The sequence below is a fragment of the Candidatus Binatia bacterium genome (assembly GCA_035631035.1).
Classification (GTDB): domain Bacteria; phylum Eisenbacteria; class RBG-16-71-46; order SZUA-252; family SZUA-252; genus DASQJL01.
Window position 1 is genome coordinate 1 of the sequence record DASQJL010000029.1, and the last position, 16,022, is coordinate 16,022.

The following is a 16,022-nucleotide window of genomic DNA, read 5'->3' on the forward strand; positions in this document are numbered from 1 at the left end:
ACTTGGCGAGCACCGAGGGGGCGACGTCGTCGATGCGCGGCGCCTGGGAGTCGACGGGGCGGCTCGAGAAGAACACCCCCTCCACGGTGGCGGGATCGACCGAGCAGTGGTCGGCGCTCCAGCGGCGCTCGTTCGGCTCGATGATGTCGGGCGGGATGCCCCCGAGCGAGGTCTGCCAGGAGACGCGGTAGCCCTCTTCGAACCCCACCACCAGGTCGGGCGCCTCGGCGAAATAGGGGCCCTTGTAGAGGTCCTCGCGCGAATAGACGCGGCGCACCACGCGCTCGCCGGTGTCGGGGTCGCGCAGGGCGCCGAACTTCTCGACCAGCTCCCGCTTCAGCGCATCGTACTCCGCCCCCGGCGCGACGACCCCGCGGCTCTCCCGCCCCTTCAAGTTCACGTAGATCTGGCCCAGCGCGAGCGCGTACGCGCGCGTCTTCGACCAGTCCACGTTGGGCCAGAAGGTGCCGCGGCCGAAGAGGTCTTCGAGATTCCGGTCGCGCACGGGGTCCTGGCGCGACAGGGTCATGTAGCCGTTCCGAACGAGCCAGGTGTTGATGTTCACGGCGCGCCGGAAGGACGAGAAGCCGTGGTCGGAGACGACGAGCACCGTCGCGCGGCCGTTCTGCCGCTGCGCGCGGCGGAGGAAGAGCCCGACCAGGGAATCGCAGCGCATGTACGTGCGGTCGATCGAGCCGCCGTACTCCGCGGCGAGGCGCCGGTTGTACATCGGGTGCTTCGGATCGATCAGCCGCCACATCATGTGCGACACCTTGTCGGTGGCCTGGAACACGGTGACGAAGAGGTCGGGATCGAGCCGGTCCATGGCGTCGATCACCAGCGCGCGCTGGCGGCTGAACGAGTAGTTCACGTCCTCCATGAAGACCTTCTCGTCGATCTTCTCCTCGTTCAGGGCCCAGGTGTCCTCGGGCCAGCCGAGCGTCTTGAAGAGTCCCAGGCGGCGGGCGGCGTCGGCGCTGTAGTTGTTCGGCTTGGAGACCGGCACCGGCGGCCGGCGGGGGTCGAAGTTGATTGGCGAGAGATAGACGCGCAGCTCGGGCGAGGCTTCCATCACGTGGAAGCGGCCGATGCCGTTCACGGCGACCATCGGAGCGATCGTGAACCGGATCTTGTACCAGTCGCTCCACTCGCCCTGCCGCACCGTGCGCACCTGCCCCTGCAGCGAGATCCGCACCGCGTTGGTGCCGCGCACGCGCTGGAATTCGACCGGGATCATCAGGTCGGGGATGCGGCCTTCCGCGTCGCGCTGGGCGAAGGGATTGCGGGGCCCGTGCACCACGGAGCGGGCCCTTCCCGTGGCGTCCACGCGGATCCGGTCCACCTTGCCGCCCATCTCGGTGTCGCCGGCATTCACGGCGTCGGTGGCGAAGTAGGAGAAGGTGCCCATGGTCCCGCGAATGTCCGGAACCCCAAGCCCCGACAGGAGTACCCCATTCTGTAGCTCCTCCGGGGGGAAGTCGATCGGCGCCTCCAGCACCACGGTCTTCACGCCGTGCTCCGAGGCGATCTTCCAGAACGTCGTTCCCTGGCGGTTGTTGATGATCCGGGGCGCCCTCGTGGGCAGGAAGCCCATCGCGAACCTGCCGCGCTGCACCGTCACGGTGGAGAAATCGGGGTAGTAGGTCGCCGGGTTCCGGCGCAGGAAGTCGTAGATCCGGGTCTTCCCCGGATTCATGCCCGTCGAAAAGGACGACCACGCCACGGGGGACTGCGCCGGATTGGTGGTCTCCAGGCGCCGCATGGCGCCGTGCTGCTTCATCCACGCCAGATTAGGGAGCTTCCCTTGGGCGATCAGCCGGTCCGCCACGTCCGGGTCCATTCCGTCGAACCCCAGGATGTAGACGCGCTCGTGGGTCTGGGCCGGGGTGGGGGTGTCCGAAAGCGTGATCCCGATGAGGGTGGCGGTCGCAAGGAGGGCCAGGGGCGCGACGAACCCCGGGAATCGCATCGTTCGAAGCCTCGGATTGTTTCCGGACGGGAGCAAGGTGGTAGCGCGAAGCCTAGCACCCGGCTTCGCGGAGTGTCAAACCGGGCGCGCGGCAACCCCGTGGGCCGAAGCGCCTTGACCCCCCTCGCCGCGGGTTCCTATACTGCGGAAACGCCCGTGCGCTCCATTCCCGGCCCTCGAGGGTCCAAGCCCATCCGCGTCCTATCCGCCGGCCTCGCGCTCGGAATCGTGTTCGCCACGGCCTCGCTGTGCCCGCCGCGGGCGGTCGCGGCTTCGAACGGCGGCTCCGGCCAGGCCGTGCGGACCGTGGCGCAGGACGCCCGCGGCGCCACGTTCGACGTGGTGCCGAATGCCGCGCGGTTCGACAGCGTGAACGTCGGCGGCGCCCAGTACGAGCGCGTCACGCTGCCCGGCGCCGTCGTCCTCGAGACGCCTGGCAAGCCCGCGCTCCCGACCCTCTCCCTGTACGTCGCCGTCCCCGACGGCATGAGCCCGCGCCTGCGCGTGACGTCGGAGGCGTGGTCCGATCGCCGCGGCCTCTCGCCCCTTCCCGTCGCGCGCCAGAAATTTCTCTCCGACACGCCCGACAAGGGACCTGTCTCCGAGCTGACGACCGACCCCGATCCGGCCGTGTACCAGAGCGCCGGCGTCTATCCCGTCGAGCCCGCCGCGCTGGGCGTGGGCGCGCTCGTCGGCTCGTGGTGGGTCGCGCCGATCAACGTCCATCCGGTCCGATGGGATCCGAAGGCAGGCGCCTACCGCATGCTCGGCAGGATGACCCTTCGCGTGGACTTCGTCCCCGCGAGCGATCGCGAGCTGGCGGCGCGGCCCGCCACGCGCCCCGGCGCCCAGGCGCGCGCGTGGGATCGCGTGCAGCACGGGCTGGTGCAGAACTACGAGGCCGCCCGCGCGTTTCCGAGGCGTCCGCCGCGGGCAGGGTCGCTGGGGGTTGCGCCGCCGGGCGGCTCGCGCGCCGCCGGGGCCAAGCTTGCCGGGAATCCGGAGTGGAAGCTGTCGGTGACGAGTTCCGGCTGGGTCTCGGTCTCCTACGCATCCCTCGCGGCGGGCGGCTTCCCTTCGGGAATCGCGATCGCGAACCTGCGCGTCGAAGAGCGTGGATACGACGACGCGGCCGACGCCCCGACCGCCACGCCGATCCCCGTCGTCGGGCGGGACAACAATGGGAACGGAACCTTCGACGCGGGCGACGCGATCACGTTCTACGCGCGAAGTCTTCGCGATCGCGTCGGTGCGGGCAACATCGAGCTCCGCTACTCCGACGTGAACGTGTACTGGCTCACGTGGGACAACACGCAGGGGCCGCGTCCCGCTCCGATCGCCGGGGACATGGCCGGAGCCGCGGCGACGCCCACCTCCTTCCGGAACGTGATCCGGCTGGAAGAGGATCACTTCGCGAAGATGGCGGCCTACTACGACCCCTTCGCGGCCAAGCCCGAGGCGATCGAGTACCTCTTCTGGACCGACGGCGAGGACGGAGATCAGTTCAGCCAGGGCATTCCCTTCGTCGACCCCGACCCTTCGCAGCCGTTCCGGATCCGGGCCCGGTACCAGGGGAAGGGCGTCACGGGAGTCACCCATCACCTGGACGTCTTCTTCCGGGGAACGGTGACCGATACGCTGGCCGCCGGGTTCGAGTTCGTCGACCAGGACGTGTGGGTGCTGGATACCGGCTTCACGATCCCCGGCACGCACATCGGCGGAACCAACTCGTACCAGCACATCGGCCAGCGCCGGGGTACCCCGGGCGGACCGCTTCTCGACGGCAGCTTCGCCTTCCTCGACGTGATCGAAGCCACCTACAACCGGCTGTACCGGGCGCGAAGCAACTACCTCGCGTTCAACAGCGGGGGCTCGACGGGGCTGACCGAGATCCGGGTGGGTGGGTTCACGGCATCCAACGTCGAGGTGTACGACGTCACCGACCCGGCCGCGCCGGACTCGGTGACCGGGGTCGTCGTCAGCCAGACCTCTCCCGGGGTGTGGGAGGCGTTGTTCCGTACCGATGCGAGCTCCGGAGAGCGGCGCTTCGTGGCCCTCGTGCCCGGATCCGAAACGGCGCTGACGGGAAGCGCGGTCGTCGCCGACGCGGCTTCCAATCTGCGGCAGCCCGGGGCATTCGGCGCGAGCGACGCCGCGCGATCGATCTTCATCCTGCCTCAGGCGTTCCGCGCGCAGGCCGACCAGCTGGCCGATTTCCGGAGAGCGCAAGGGTACGTGGTCGAAGAGGCGGACATTGCGGACGTCTACGATGAGTTCAACGGCGGGATCAAGTCCGCGCGCGCCATCCGGCGCTACCTGCGCCACGCCTGGCTGGCCTGGACGCCCCAGCCCCTGCACGTCGTCCTCATGGGCGACGGGAGCCTCGATTACCGGGGCCACCTGGCCGACGCCAGCTTCGACTGGGTGCCGACCTATCTCAAGTTCTCGACCATTCCGGACAACTATGGGCGCGAGCTGGTCGCGCAGGATACCTATTACGCGTTCAATCTCGCCGCGATCGAGCCGGGTCCGAGCGACTTCGTGCCCAGCGTGGCGCTGACCCGGATCCCGGCGAGCGATGGGGGCGAGCTGCAGTCGGTGGTGGACAAGACGATCGCCTACGAGACGTTCCAGCCGACGGATTCCTGGCGCGGGCGGCAGATCCTCTACTCGGATGACGAGTACTCGACGGGGATCAACGCGGCGCAGCCCTACTGCTTCAGCCCTCAAGAGGTCCTTTTCAAGCAGGGCAGCCAGGACATGGCCGACATCACCGTCTCCAGCCCGGGCGGGGTGGACATCGCGAACGTCGCGGTCGACCTCAAGCCCTTCACCGATGTGGTTCCGGCGTCGGGTGGATGCAAGAGCTTCGCGGCCGTCCTGGCGGTCGTGAACTCGCTGGGGAACGTGTCCGATGTGCTGATCGATGAGATGAATCAGGGCGCCCTGATCTTCAACATGGAGACCCACGCCAACCGTTACCTCATTTCGCACGAGACGGTGCTGACGAACGGTACGTCGCAGTTCGCTCCGGCGTCACGCGGCACGCCCGATCGGATCCAGAACGTGGGGCGCCCCTGGTACGCCATGGTCTGGGGATGTCATACGAATCAGTTCGCGGACGGTCCCTTCATGACGCGGGCCCTTCCGACCGCGGTCGACACCCTCGACGCGCTCGGGGAGCAGTGGCTCACGATGCCCAGTCGGGGCTCGATCGGCTCGCTGGGCAGCACGGCGCTCGAGTTCCTCCAGACGAACACCGTCTACAACGACTTCGTCGCGCGCGCCTTCTACGAGACGCCCCCCGCGCCGCCGCCTCCGCCGGGCGAGCCGCCACAGGCGCGCTGGATCCTGGGCGAGGTGATGCTGCAGGCGCAGGTGCGGAACGGCCTGACGGGCAATTCGGAGGCGAACGCGCAGACGGTGATGAACCGCACGATCCATCTCTTCGCCGACCCCATGCTGCGCATGGACGCTCTGCCCCCGCGGGTGGCCGACGTGACGATCGGCGGGACGCCGTTCGCGGACAACGCGGCCCTCACGACCGACTCGCCGACCGACAGCCTCGCGCTCGTGGCGAATCTGCGCGACGAGGTGGGGATCGACTCGGTCTACGTGACGGAGCAGGACATCGTCACCAACGTCGTGAAGCCGCTCGACCCGGCGAGCTACGCGGTCACGTTCGGCGACTCGAGCCGCGTCGCCACCCTGACCGGCAGCGTCCGGCCGCGCGTGGGCAATTACGATCTCCAGATCCGCGCCATCGATGTCAACGGGCGCAGCCGGACCTTCACCATGCAGGTGCGCACGCCCGTGCGCTATCTCGCCAACGGCGTCGACATCGTGAACGGCGTCTTCGTCCAGAGCGGCTCCACGCTGCGGGGCGAGGTGATCGCGCCGATCCCCCTGACCAGCGACTCGGTGAGCCTGCGGATCGACGGCATCCCGGTGGCGGCCACGATCACGAAGCTGGACGGGCCCGGGCGCCAGTGGGCGCTGGAGTTCGTCGCGTCGGATCTCTTCTCGGGGACGCACACGATCCAGCTCTTCGTGGGGACGCAGGGGTTCGAGCACCGCACGTTCCAGACCACCAGCGAGTTCACGCTCCGCGGCGTCGCCGTGGTGGACCCGCGGATGCAGGGGACGGGGTGCGGCGGCTCGATTTTCCAGTACGAGCTGAGCGCGGCGGCCCGGAAGGTCGAGCTGCAGCTCTTCACCGTCGCGGGACGCCGCGTCGCCTCGATCGATCTTCCGGGGCAGGCCGGCTTCAACGTCTTCTGCTGGGACGGGCGCGACTCGCGCGCGCACGAGACCGCGCAGGGCGTCTACCTCTATCGCCTCCGCGCCACCGACTCCAGCGGGAAGACGGTGACGCGCGACGGCCGGATGATCCGGGCCCGGTGACCGACCGCCGGAACGGGGACCGCCGGGGCGGAGCGGGGCGCTTGGCGCGGGGAGCGGATCGCCGGAGCGGCAAGGCCATCTTCCGCGAGCTCTCCAAGCTGGTCACCGAGCAGCGGAATCCGCGCTCGCGCCGCCTCGACCGCCTGACCACCGCGCAGACGCTGCGGCTCATGAACGCCGAGGACCGGCGCGTGCCGCTCGCCGTGGGCCGCGAGATCCCCCGGATCGCCCGCGCGGTGGACCTCATCGTGGAGCGCCTGGAGCGGGGAGGCCGCCTCTTCTACGTCGGCGCCGGGACCAGCGGGCGCCTCGGGGTGCTCGACGCGGCCGAATGCCCGCCCACGTTCGGCACGCCCCGGTCCCTGGTGCAGGGGATCATCGCGGGCGGCCGTCGCGCGCTGGTGCGCTCCGTCGAGGGCGCGGAGGATGACGCGGGCGCCGCGGTGGTCGCGCTCAAGAAGAAGCGCGTCGGGGCGAAGGACGTGGTGGTCGGGATCATGGCGAGCCGCCGGACGCCCTACGCGATCGGCGCCGTCGAATACGGGCGGAAGGTCGGGGCCGCGACCATCGTGGTGACCGCGAATCCATCGTCCGACGTCCGCTTCGACGTGGACGTGGTGATCGCGCCGCGCGTGGGTCCCGAGGTCGTGACCGGCTCGACGCGCATGAAGGCGGGCACCGCGCAGAAGCTGGTGCTGAACATGCTCTCCACCGCGACGATGGTGCGGATGGGGAAGGTCTATGAAAATCTCATGGTCGATCTCAAGACCGCGAGCCGGAAGCTGGAGGAGCGCACCAAGCGCGTCTTCATGCACGCGACCGGCGCGCGCTACGAGGACGCGGAGCCCGCGCTGAAGCAGGCGGGGGGCTCGCTCAAGGTGGCGATCGTCATGCGACGCGCCAAGGTCGGCCGCTCCGAGGCGGAGCGGCGCTTGAAGAGGGCCCAGGGATGGGTGCGCCAGGCCATCGAACAGTAATGTCCCGGCGGACGGATGTCCGCCGGAAGCCGGTGCGCGCCGTCCACCACGTGGCCGCTGCGTTCGTGGCTCTGACGCTCGTGGTTGCCTGCGGCGCGGGCTGCGGCAAGCCTGGTTCCGGTAAGCAGACCGTCGTCTTCTGGCAGTTCTCTCCCCTCGCGACGATCCAGCCGATCCTGGACCGCTACCGCGCCGAGAACCCCGGCGTGGACCTCCAGGTGGAGCAGCTCACCTGGCAGAGCGGCCGCGAGAAGATCGTGGCGGCGATCGCGGCGGGGCGCCCGCCCGACCTGTGCGAGCTGGGCTCGACGTTCATCCCCGGATTGGTCGCGGACAGCACCCTCGTCGACCTGACCGATTCGATCCCGGACCTGCGCGCCGACCTGGTCGGCTGGGATGCCGTCTCCTACCACGGCCGCGCGTTCGCGATCCCCTGGATGTTGGGCACGCGCGCGCTCTACATCGACGAGGACCTCTTCCGGAAAGCGGGCCTCGACCCCTCGAAGCCTCCCGCGACCTGGGCCGAACTGCTGGAAGACTCGCGGCGGATCACGCAGAGAGTACCCGACGCAAAAGGCTTCGGCATGAACTCGGGCGAACGGGAGATCCTCATCAAGAAGTTCATGCCCTTCGCCTGGGGGAACGGCGGCGGCATCCTCGATTCGACGCTCACGCGGTCGGTCTTCAACTCGCCGCAGAATCTCGAAGCGCTGAAGTTCTATCTCTCGCTGAAACCCTACTCGCTCCTGGATCGCCAGGAGATGCACGAACAGGCTTTCGCCAGGGGACGCCTCGGGATCGTGATCTCCGGGCCGTGGCTGTTGCGCACGCTGGCCAAGACCGCGCCCGAGGCGCACGTCCAGGTCGCGCTGATGCCGCGGCCGGCGGCCGGCCGCGGGAAGTCCGCGTCCTTCGCGGGCGCCGAGGTGCTCGGAATCTTCCGCGGGTCGAAGCATCGCGCCGAGGCGCTGCGGCTCGCACGGTTCCTGGTCGAGCCCCGGAACGCCATGCCGCTCTACGTCGCGACCGGAAACGCTTTCCCCGCGGCCACGGCTGCGGCGGCCGACTCCTACTTCACGACCCATCCCATGGACCGCCTGTTCCTGGAACAGCTCCACACGGCCGTCTCGCCGCCGCTCCATCCGCGCTGGGTCGAGATCGAGGAGATCGTGAACGCCGAGCTGGAGCAGGCGATCTACGGGACCAAGACCCCCGAAGCCGCGCTGGCCGAGGGGGACGCGAAGATCGCGCAGGTGCTGGCCGGGCCCAAGCCGTGATCGGGGCGCCGCCGGCCGCGCCCGGGGCGCTGCGGGGCGTGAGGGGGGACCGCCCCTCGATCGGGCTCCTCCCCTGGGGGCTCGCGTTCCTCGTCTTCGGCCTCGTTCCGCTCCTCTACGCGCTCGTTCTCTCGTTCCAGCAGATGAATCCGCTGCGCCCCGATCTCACCCACTTCGTGGGCTTCTCCAACTACGCCCGCGCGCTCACGTCGGCTTCCTTCTGGCATGCGCTCCGCACCACCGTGATCTTCGTGGTCGGGACGATTCCGGTGACCCTCACGCTGGCCTATCTCGTCGCGGGCCAGCTCGCGACGATCCGCCGCGGCCAGGGCTTCTTCCGCGCGGCGATCTTCTTTCCCGCGACCGTCTCGATGGTGGTCATCGCGCTCGTATTCAAGTCGCTCTACGCCGAGGACGGGCTGTTGAACGGCTGGCTGGCGGCGTCGGGACTGGCGCGCGTGCACTGGCTGCAGGACGTGCGCACGGCCCTTCCCTCCATCATGCTCATGGATATCTGGGGAAGCGTCGGCTACTACGCCATCCTGATCCTCGCCGGGCGGAAGACGCTCCCGCCCGAGCAGCTCGAGGCCGCGCGTCTCGAGGGGCTCTCCGCCTGGGACGTGGAGCGGCGAATCGTGTTCCCGCATCTGCGTCCGGTGCTGCTATTCGTCGTGCTGCTCAACACGATCCGCTCCTTCCAGATCTTCACCGAGGTCTTCGTGCTCACGCGCGGCGGACCGCTCGAGAGCACCCTGACCCTCGTCTATCACCTGTACGAGCGCGCGTTCTATCACTTCGAGATGGGCTATGCGTCGGCCATCGCGTACCTCCTGCTCGCCTTGGTGGGGATGGTGCTGCTGGTGCAGCGGCGCGTTCTCGGCGACCGGCGTCCGGCATGAGGCGTCGTCCGGTCGGTTCCTATCTGATCCTCTCGGCGGTCGCGCTCCTCTCGTTCGCCCCCCTTCTCTACATGGCCCGGGTGTCGCTGGGGCAGGGAGGCGACCTCCCGGTCGCTCCCTCCGACTGGTGGGGACGACCGTTCACCCTGGATCACTACCGCGCGCTCGCGGCCGGCGGCCCGATGGGACGATTCGCAATCAACTCCATCGTCGTCTCGTGCGTCGCCCTGCCGTTCCAGCTCCTCCTCGCCGCCTCGGCGGGCCACGCTCTGGCGCGCCGCCGCTTCCTGGGGAAGAACGTCACGCTCGCGCTCGCGACCGCGTTCCTGGTGCTGCCGCGGCAGGTCACGCTGGTGCCGCTCTATCTCTTGATGGCCAAGCTGGGCCTGATGGACACCTACGCCGCGCTGATCCTGCCGCATCTGGCCGATCCCTTCGGCGTCCTCTTCATGGCGCACTACTATCAGACGATGTCCTCCGAGCTGGAGGACGCCGCGCGCACCGACGGACTCTCGGCCGGGGCGATCTTCCGCCGCATCGTGCTGCCCCTCTCCGGTCCCGGGCTCGCGGTCGTCGGCGTGAACGGCTTCCTCACGACCTGGAACGCCTTCTACCAGCCGCTGGTGCTCACCACGTCCGAGTCGATGCGGACGCTGCCGGTGGGGCTGGCCCTGTTCGCCCAGTCGGAGTACTCGGTGGACTGGGGCGCCCTGCTCGCGGGCTCGACGATCGCCACGCTTCCGGTGCTGATCGCGTTCGCGCTCTTCCAGCGGCAGATCGTCGAGGGCGTGCTGCAGGGGAGCGGGCGATGACCGCACCGAAGCGCGGGGCGTGGCGGCCGGAGCCCGCTCTGATCGGGAAGTCGACGACGACCGCCGGCACGGTCCGCGCGATCGGTCTCATGAGCGGCACGTCGGCCGACGGCATGGACGCGGCCGCCGTTCTCATCGAGGGAGGCGACGCGCCGCGACGCGCCACGAAGCTCGTCGCGCTCCGGTCGGTGCCGTTCGAGAGCGCGCTCCGTGCCGAGATCCTCCTCGCCCAGGAGGGCGACCTTCCGATGCGGCGGCTGTTCGCCCTGGCAGTCGCCCTGGGCGAGGCGGGCGCCGACGTGGCCCGCCAGGCGCACGCGGCGGCGGGGTGGAACGAGCCCCCCGACGTGATCGGCTTCCACGGCCAGACCGTATTCCACGACCCGCGCGGCGAGCGCTCGGGGCGACCGCTCACGACGCAGATCGGCGAGGCCGCGGTCGTCGCGCACGCGCTGGGCGCGCCCGTCGTATCGAACTTCCGGATGGCCGACGTGCTCGAAGGGGGCGAGGGCGCCCCGCTGGTGCCGCGGTTCGACTACAACCAGTTCGGGTCCGGCACCGCCGACCGCGTGCTCCTGAACCTGGGCGGGATCGCGAACCTCACGCGCATTCCCGCGGCGTCTCCGATCGGGGCCATCACGGCGTTCGACTGCGGGCCGGGGAACATGCTCCTGGACGGCCTCGTGGCCGCGCTGCGCCCGGACGGGCCGGGATACGATGGCGGGGGCGCCCTCGCGGCCCGCGGCCGCGTGGATGAGGCCGTGCTCGCCGAGTTTCTCGCGCATCCCTTCTTCGCGAGGAAGCCGCCGAAGAGCGCTGGGCGCGAGGAGTTCGGCGCCGAATTCCGGGAGCGGTTCCTGAAGCGGACCGAGGGCCGGTCGCTGGAGGACCGGCTGCGCACCGCGGTCGAGATCACGGCGGCCGGCGTCGCGGGCGGGATCGAGCAGTCGGGATCCGGCGCTCCGGACGAGGTGATCGTGTCCGGGGGCGGGGCGAAGAACGCGGCGCTGCTCGACGCGATCCGCTCCCGCCTTCCGAAGAGCGCCGTTCGAACCACCGACGAATTCGGCGTCCCCTCCGAGGCCAAGGAGGCGATGGCGTTCGCCTTTCTGGCCGCGGAGAGCCTGGCGGGTCGGCCGGGCAACGTCCCGGCCGCGACCGGCGCCCGGAAGGAGGTCGTGCTTGGCAGCATCACGCTGGCTCCCATTCCCAGGCGATAGCGCGGGCCGCCGCTCCCGAGGGCTTCGGGCGCTGGCCGCGGCACTGGCCGTCGCGCTCGCCTCGGGTTGCGCCGCGAATCGCCCGCGCGAGGAACCCGCGCCGACGCCGGCCCGGACGACGCCTCGCGAGCCCGTCGCGACACGCCCACCCGCGCCACCCGCCAGCCTCCCACAGGGCGTCCCCGGGGGCGGGCCCCCCGCGCCTCCTCCCGTCAGCGACGAGTGGCGCACCCGGAGCACGGTGCGCATCGGCCTCAAGGTCGGCGCGCCGGAGCTGCTCCTTGCGGGATCGAGCGCCTGGAAGCTGGAGACCCTCGACGGCAACGAGCTCGCCCATGCGGTGCCAGGCGAGATGCTCCGGATCCGCCAGAAGAACGGCTCGATCGACGTGACGAGGCGCGACGGCGGCGACGCCCTCGCGAGCACCGATCCGGACGACACCCTCCTGCTCGTTCCCGAGCGCGGCTACTGTGGATGGAGCGGGCGCTGGTACCGCGGCACGTTCCGCGTGTATGCCACGCCGGCCGGCGCCGACGGCGCGTCCAACGGGCTGACCCTGGTCAATGAGGCGCCGCTCGAAGACTATCTGCGCGGCGTGCTCCCCGAGGAGATCGGGAATCCGCCCGCGACCGACTTCGAAGCGGTCAAGGCGCAGGCCGTGGCCGCTCGCACCTACACGCTCTCCTATCTGGGGCGGCGCGCCGATCTCGGCTTCGATCTCTGGGCCACCGTGGAGGACCAGGTCTACGGCGGCACCGCGCGCGAGAACGCTCAAGGCAGCCGCGCTGTGGAGGAGACGCGCGGCGAGATCCTCCTTTCGGACGGGGTGCCGATCCGCGCGCTCTATTCCTCGGCGTGCGGCGGCCGTACCTCGAACGTCGAAGACGTGTGGCCCTGGCCCTGGACGCCGTACCTCCGAAGCGTACGCGACGCCGAGGACGATAACCTCACCGGATACTGCTCCCTGTCGGCGAACTACCGCTGGCGCGAGGAGTGGCCGGTGGATCAATTCGTGGCGACGCTCCGGAAATACGCTCCGGCCGAAGGCGCCTCGGTGGCCGCGCTCGACGGGCAATTGCTGGACGTGCGCATCGAGCAGCGCTCGCGCAGCGGGCGCGTCGCCCTGCTGGTGGTGGAGACGACGGAAGGGGACTGCGTGGTCCACGGCGACCGCACGCGCTGGGCGCTGCGCCGGCCCGGCACCGAGGCGATCCTGCGCAGCTCCTTCTTCAAGATCGGCATCCAGCGCGCGGCGGACGGCGCGCCCCTCAAGGTGATCGCGTCGGGCGGCGGGAACGGACACGGCATCGGGATGTGCCAGTGGGGCGCCATGGGCATGGCCCGCGCGGGGAAGAACTATCGCGAGATCTTGCGGCACTATTACAAGGACACCCAGCTCGCACACTTGTAATAGAGGCGGCGCGGCTACCGGCAACGACGTCCTTCCCCCAAGGATCGCCGCCCGACCGGTGCCGCGCCGCTTTACCGCAACTTGCGCTGGCGCAAGTTTAGTTAGATGTTAATCGCTCGATCCCCGCTTCTAGTGCAGCGTGCTCAGGCTGTACAACCGGTCCACGTTCGATTGCGTCCACTCGCGCATCCTCTGCACATCGGCCTCGCGTCCGGGCCGCGGGACGAACCGTCCGTCGGGTCCTTTCTGAACCAGGTGGTGGAACCGCCGCTGTCCGCCGAGGAACTCCTCGACGGCGGGGCGCTCCGCGACCTCCTGAGGACAATCCTTCACCGATCCGCCGGCGCCCTTTTCCCACACGAAGACGGGGAAGACGCCGCACTGCGCGCCCAGCGTGGCGAGCCGGACGGTCTCCCCATCCTCGAACTTCCACCCGCTGATGCAGGGGGCGGGGACGAAGATGACGGCGGTTTCCTTGCACGCCAGCGCTCGCTCCATCGTCTTCACGAAGAGCTTGGGGTGCGCGGGGCTCACCTGCGCCACCAGCCCGGCGCCCGCGGCGATGGCCAGGTGGATGTAGTCGAGGGGAGGCCTCGGGTTGCCCAAGGAGGCCTCCCCCACCGGTGTCGTGCTGGTCTCCGCGAAAGGGGTCGTAGCCGGGCTGTATTGGAAGCCCGTGTTCGCGAAGATCTCATTCACGAGCACCATCAACGTGACGCGGCTGCGCCGGTAGATCGTGTGCAGGAACGAGCGGAGCCCGATGGCGAAGGCGCCGCCGTCGCCGCTCGCGGCGATCACCTGGACCGGGTGCGTGAACGCGCCGTGGTCCGCCAGGAGATCGGCCACGTCGCGCGCGGCCTCGGCCAGCGTGGGCGCGCTCTCGAAGACGTTGTGGATGATGCCGAACGATTTGTGGAAGTCGTCGGGCGGCGTGTCGCCGCGTCCCCAGGCGACCACGTTCGGGAAGGCCAGGCTGGAGACTTCGGCGCACGACGTGCCCAGCGTGAAGACCGTCTTCAGGCCGTTGTCCGAGACGCGTCCGACGTTCTGGAGCGCGATCGACTCCATGCACCCGGGGCAGAGCGTCGAGCCGGGGCGGAAGCACGATTCGCGCAGCGCGATTTCCTTGAACCCGCTCATAGCTGCGTCCCTTCGTGGAAGAAGGCGACCGGCGGCAGGGTCTTGCCGTCCAGCGCCGATCGCGCGTGATCCAGCATCCGCTCCCAGGTCGACTCCGAGACGTCCGCGCCGCCCAGCCCGGTGAACACGCTCACGATCTGAGGCGGGTTCTCGATGCCCGAGAGCGCGTCGGCGACGTCCAGCGTGAGATGCCCGCGCCCATGGTGGTGCGCCTGGTTGACGACCAGCACGACCTTGGCCCCCGCGAGCCGCGCGCGAACCGCCTCGCGCGGGAAGGGCGTCAGCAGCCGGATGGCCAGTCCCGCGACGCGCGTCCAGGCCAGCCGCTGGTACTCCTCGCGGATCGCCTCGAACGTGCCGAAGTCGGGGCCCATGCTCACCACCGCGATGTCGGGCGGCGTGCCGTTCTGGAACCCGACCGCGTCGTAGTAGGCGAGGCCCGGGCGTCCGAACTTGCGCTCGAAATCGGCCCCGATGATCGGAAGGATGTCGATCACGCGGTCCATGCGGCGCCGCTGCGCCACCTTGAAGCCCTGGAAATGGCGGGACGTGACGCAGTTCCCGAACGCCGAATCGCCGTTCAACAGGCCGGGCAGCGGGCAGCTCCGGATCCAGTGGTCCTGGAAGGAGTGGATCTCCGCGTCCGGCTCGACGATGAGGCGCGCGTTCCGATGGCTGTCCTTGATGCCGTAGTAGCCGGGCATGGTCGGCGTCATGATGTCGGGCTGCATGCCCAGGCAGGGTGCCTGGATCATCGTGTCGTAGATCTGCTGCTTCCCGCGGCAGGCGAGCTGGATGAAGCCGTCGTCGCGATGCGCCAGCGTGTCGCTGGGATCCCCCTCGATGCAGAGCGGGAAGTTCGCCGTCGCGCGATAGACGTTCACGAGCATCACGTTCCCGAGCCCGCTCGCTCCCAGGGAGCGCGTGGTCTCGGTCATGTGGTCCAGCCCCACGCTGCTCGTCGCGGTGGGGAAGATGAGGTCGCGGCATGCGGCCGCGGCGCCGACCAGGTAGTCGGCTACGGCGTGCTCCGCCTCCAGCAGCTTCACGCGCTTCTTTCCGCCCACGTCGGCCGCGACGCGCGAGGCCACGGTCTCGATCCACTTGGTCGACGGCGTGATCGGGAACCCCGCGAAGAGGATGGCCCGCCACATCTGGAGCGCCGCGATCGCGGCGGCGGTGTTGCCGTCGGCGGTGATCGTCTCGCGCTTGGTGTAGAGCGCATGGTGCGCGGCGCGCACCTTGGCCAGGTCGATCGCGTCGGGGTAGATCTCCCCGGACGGGGTCGCGCAGTGGGTCAGCGAGGACCCGTTCTTCTCGAATGCCTTGCCCGCGCTCTTCTCCGCGGTCTTGGCTCCGTTCTTCTCCACGACCTTGCTCATGAGGAGATCACCTCCATCCACGGCTCCTCGTAGGGGACTTCCAGGAAGAGGTGCTCGGGGCAGACGGCGATGCACTCGCCGCACAGCTTGCAGAAGGTGCTCACGTCCACGCCGGTCACGAGCAGCCCGCGCTCCGCATCGGGCACGAAGCGGATGATGCCCTCGGGGCAGTTCGTGATGCAGTGGGCGCAGCCGTTGCACAGCGTCTTGGGATCGTCGAAGCGGAGGCGCAGCCCGCTCGGCGCGTAGTTGGCGGTCTGGTTCGCGGCCGAGAGGCGGAGCGCCGTCTGCGCGCCGACGGGCAGGTAGCCGTAGCCCATCCAGGGAGCCGCGGTGCGGCGCGTGCTGTTTTCCTCCTCGAAGACTCCCTCGCGCACGGCGTCCAGGGAGGCGCGGAGCGCGCCTCGGTTCCGCTCCACCACCGAGTCGGGCACGTGGCGCTTCTTCAGGGTCTGGAGGAAGGACTCGACGATCGCCGCCTCCTCGAAGCCCCCGATCGCGTGCGCGACGGCGACGTAGATCGAGACGTTG

Annotated in this window: 11 protein-coding genes; 7 read left to right on the top strand and 4 right to left on the bottom strand. The window is 69.7% G+C overall.

The genetic code is table 11. The annotated features are described in order from the left end of the window. On the bottom strand, window positions 1–1,969 hold a 1,969-nt coding region (locus tag VE326_02770; GenBank protein ID HYJ32118.1), incomplete at its 3' end, for an alkaline phosphatase family protein. 156 nt (window positions 1,970–2,125) lie between these two features. Here VE326_02770 and VE326_02775 point away from each other — a divergent pair. The 7 genes from VE326_02775 to VE326_02805 all read left to right on the top strand — a co-directional run bounded on the left by VE326_02775 (window position 2,126) and on the right by VE326_02805 (window position 12,969). Next, a complete protein-coding gene (locus tag VE326_02775) occupies window positions 2,126–6,373 on the top strand; it encodes a C25 family cysteine peptidase (GenBank protein HYJ32119.1) in 4,248 nt (1,415 codons plus the stop codon). 77 nt (window positions 6,374–6,450) lie between these two features. Then, window positions 6,451–7,350 carry an N-acetylmuramic acid 6-phosphate etherase gene (gene murQ / locus VE326_02780; GenBank protein HYJ32120.1) on the top strand — a complete coding sequence of 300 codons (900 nt, stop codon included), beginning with the start codon at window positions 6,451–6,453 and terminating at the stop codon, window positions 7,348–7,350. A gap of 65 nt (window positions 7,351–7,415) precedes the next feature. After that, window positions 7,416–8,627 (top strand): extracellular solute-binding protein, encoded by a 1,212-nt coding sequence (locus VE326_02785; GenBank protein ID HYJ32121.1) that lies wholly within the window; start codon window positions 7,416–7,418, stop codon window positions 8,625–8,627. Window positions 8,628–8,665: 38 nt separating this feature from the next. Beyond that, complete coding sequence (locus tag VE326_02790) at window positions 8,666–9,526, top strand: sugar ABC transporter permease (GenBank protein HYJ32122.1); 861 nt, start codon at window positions 8,666–8,668, stop codon at window positions 9,524–9,526. Further along, entirely contained in the window at window positions 9,523–10,338 is an 816-nt protein-coding gene (locus tag VE326_02795) for a carbohydrate ABC transporter permease (GenBank protein HYJ32123.1), read from the top strand. Before VE326_02790 ends, VE326_02795 begins: the two co-directional genes overlap by 4 nt. Continuing rightward, window positions 10,335–11,558: an anhydro-N-acetylmuramic acid kinase gene (locus tag VE326_02800; GenBank protein HYJ32124.1), complete on the top strand. Its 1,224-nt coding sequence runs from the start codon at window positions 10,335–10,337 to the stop codon at window positions 11,556–11,558. The genes VE326_02795 and VE326_02800 overlap by 4 nt, the downstream gene beginning before the upstream one ends. Before the next feature lie 241 nt (window positions 11,559–11,799). Continuing rightward, on the top strand, window positions 11,800–12,969 hold the full coding sequence (locus tag VE326_02805) for a SpoIID/LytB domain-containing protein (GenBank protein ID HYJ32125.1): 1,170 nt from the start codon (window positions 11,800–11,802) through the stop codon (window positions 12,967–12,969). 129 nt (window positions 12,970–13,098) lie between these two features. On the opposite strand, the gene VE326_02810 is transcribed toward VE326_02805, so the two are convergent. The 3 genes from VE326_02810 to VE326_02820 all read right to left on the bottom strand — a co-directional run. Beyond that, window positions 13,099–14,109: a thiamine pyrophosphate-dependent enzyme gene (locus VE326_02810; GenBank protein ID HYJ32126.1), complete on the bottom strand. Its 1,011-nt coding sequence runs from the start codon at window positions 14,107–14,109 to the stop codon at window positions 13,099–13,101. After that, window positions 14,106–15,491: a hypothetical protein gene (locus VE326_02815; protein ID HYJ32127.1), complete on the bottom strand. Its 1,386-nt coding sequence runs from the start codon at window positions 15,489–15,491 to the stop codon at window positions 14,106–14,108. Before VE326_02815 ends, VE326_02810 begins: the two co-directional genes overlap by 4 nt. Further along, window positions 15,488–16,022: 4Fe-4S dicluster domain-containing protein (locus VE326_02820; protein ID HYJ32128.1), on the bottom strand; the 535-nt coding region annotated here is incomplete at its 5' end. The genes VE326_02820 and VE326_02815, both read right to left, overlap by 4 nt.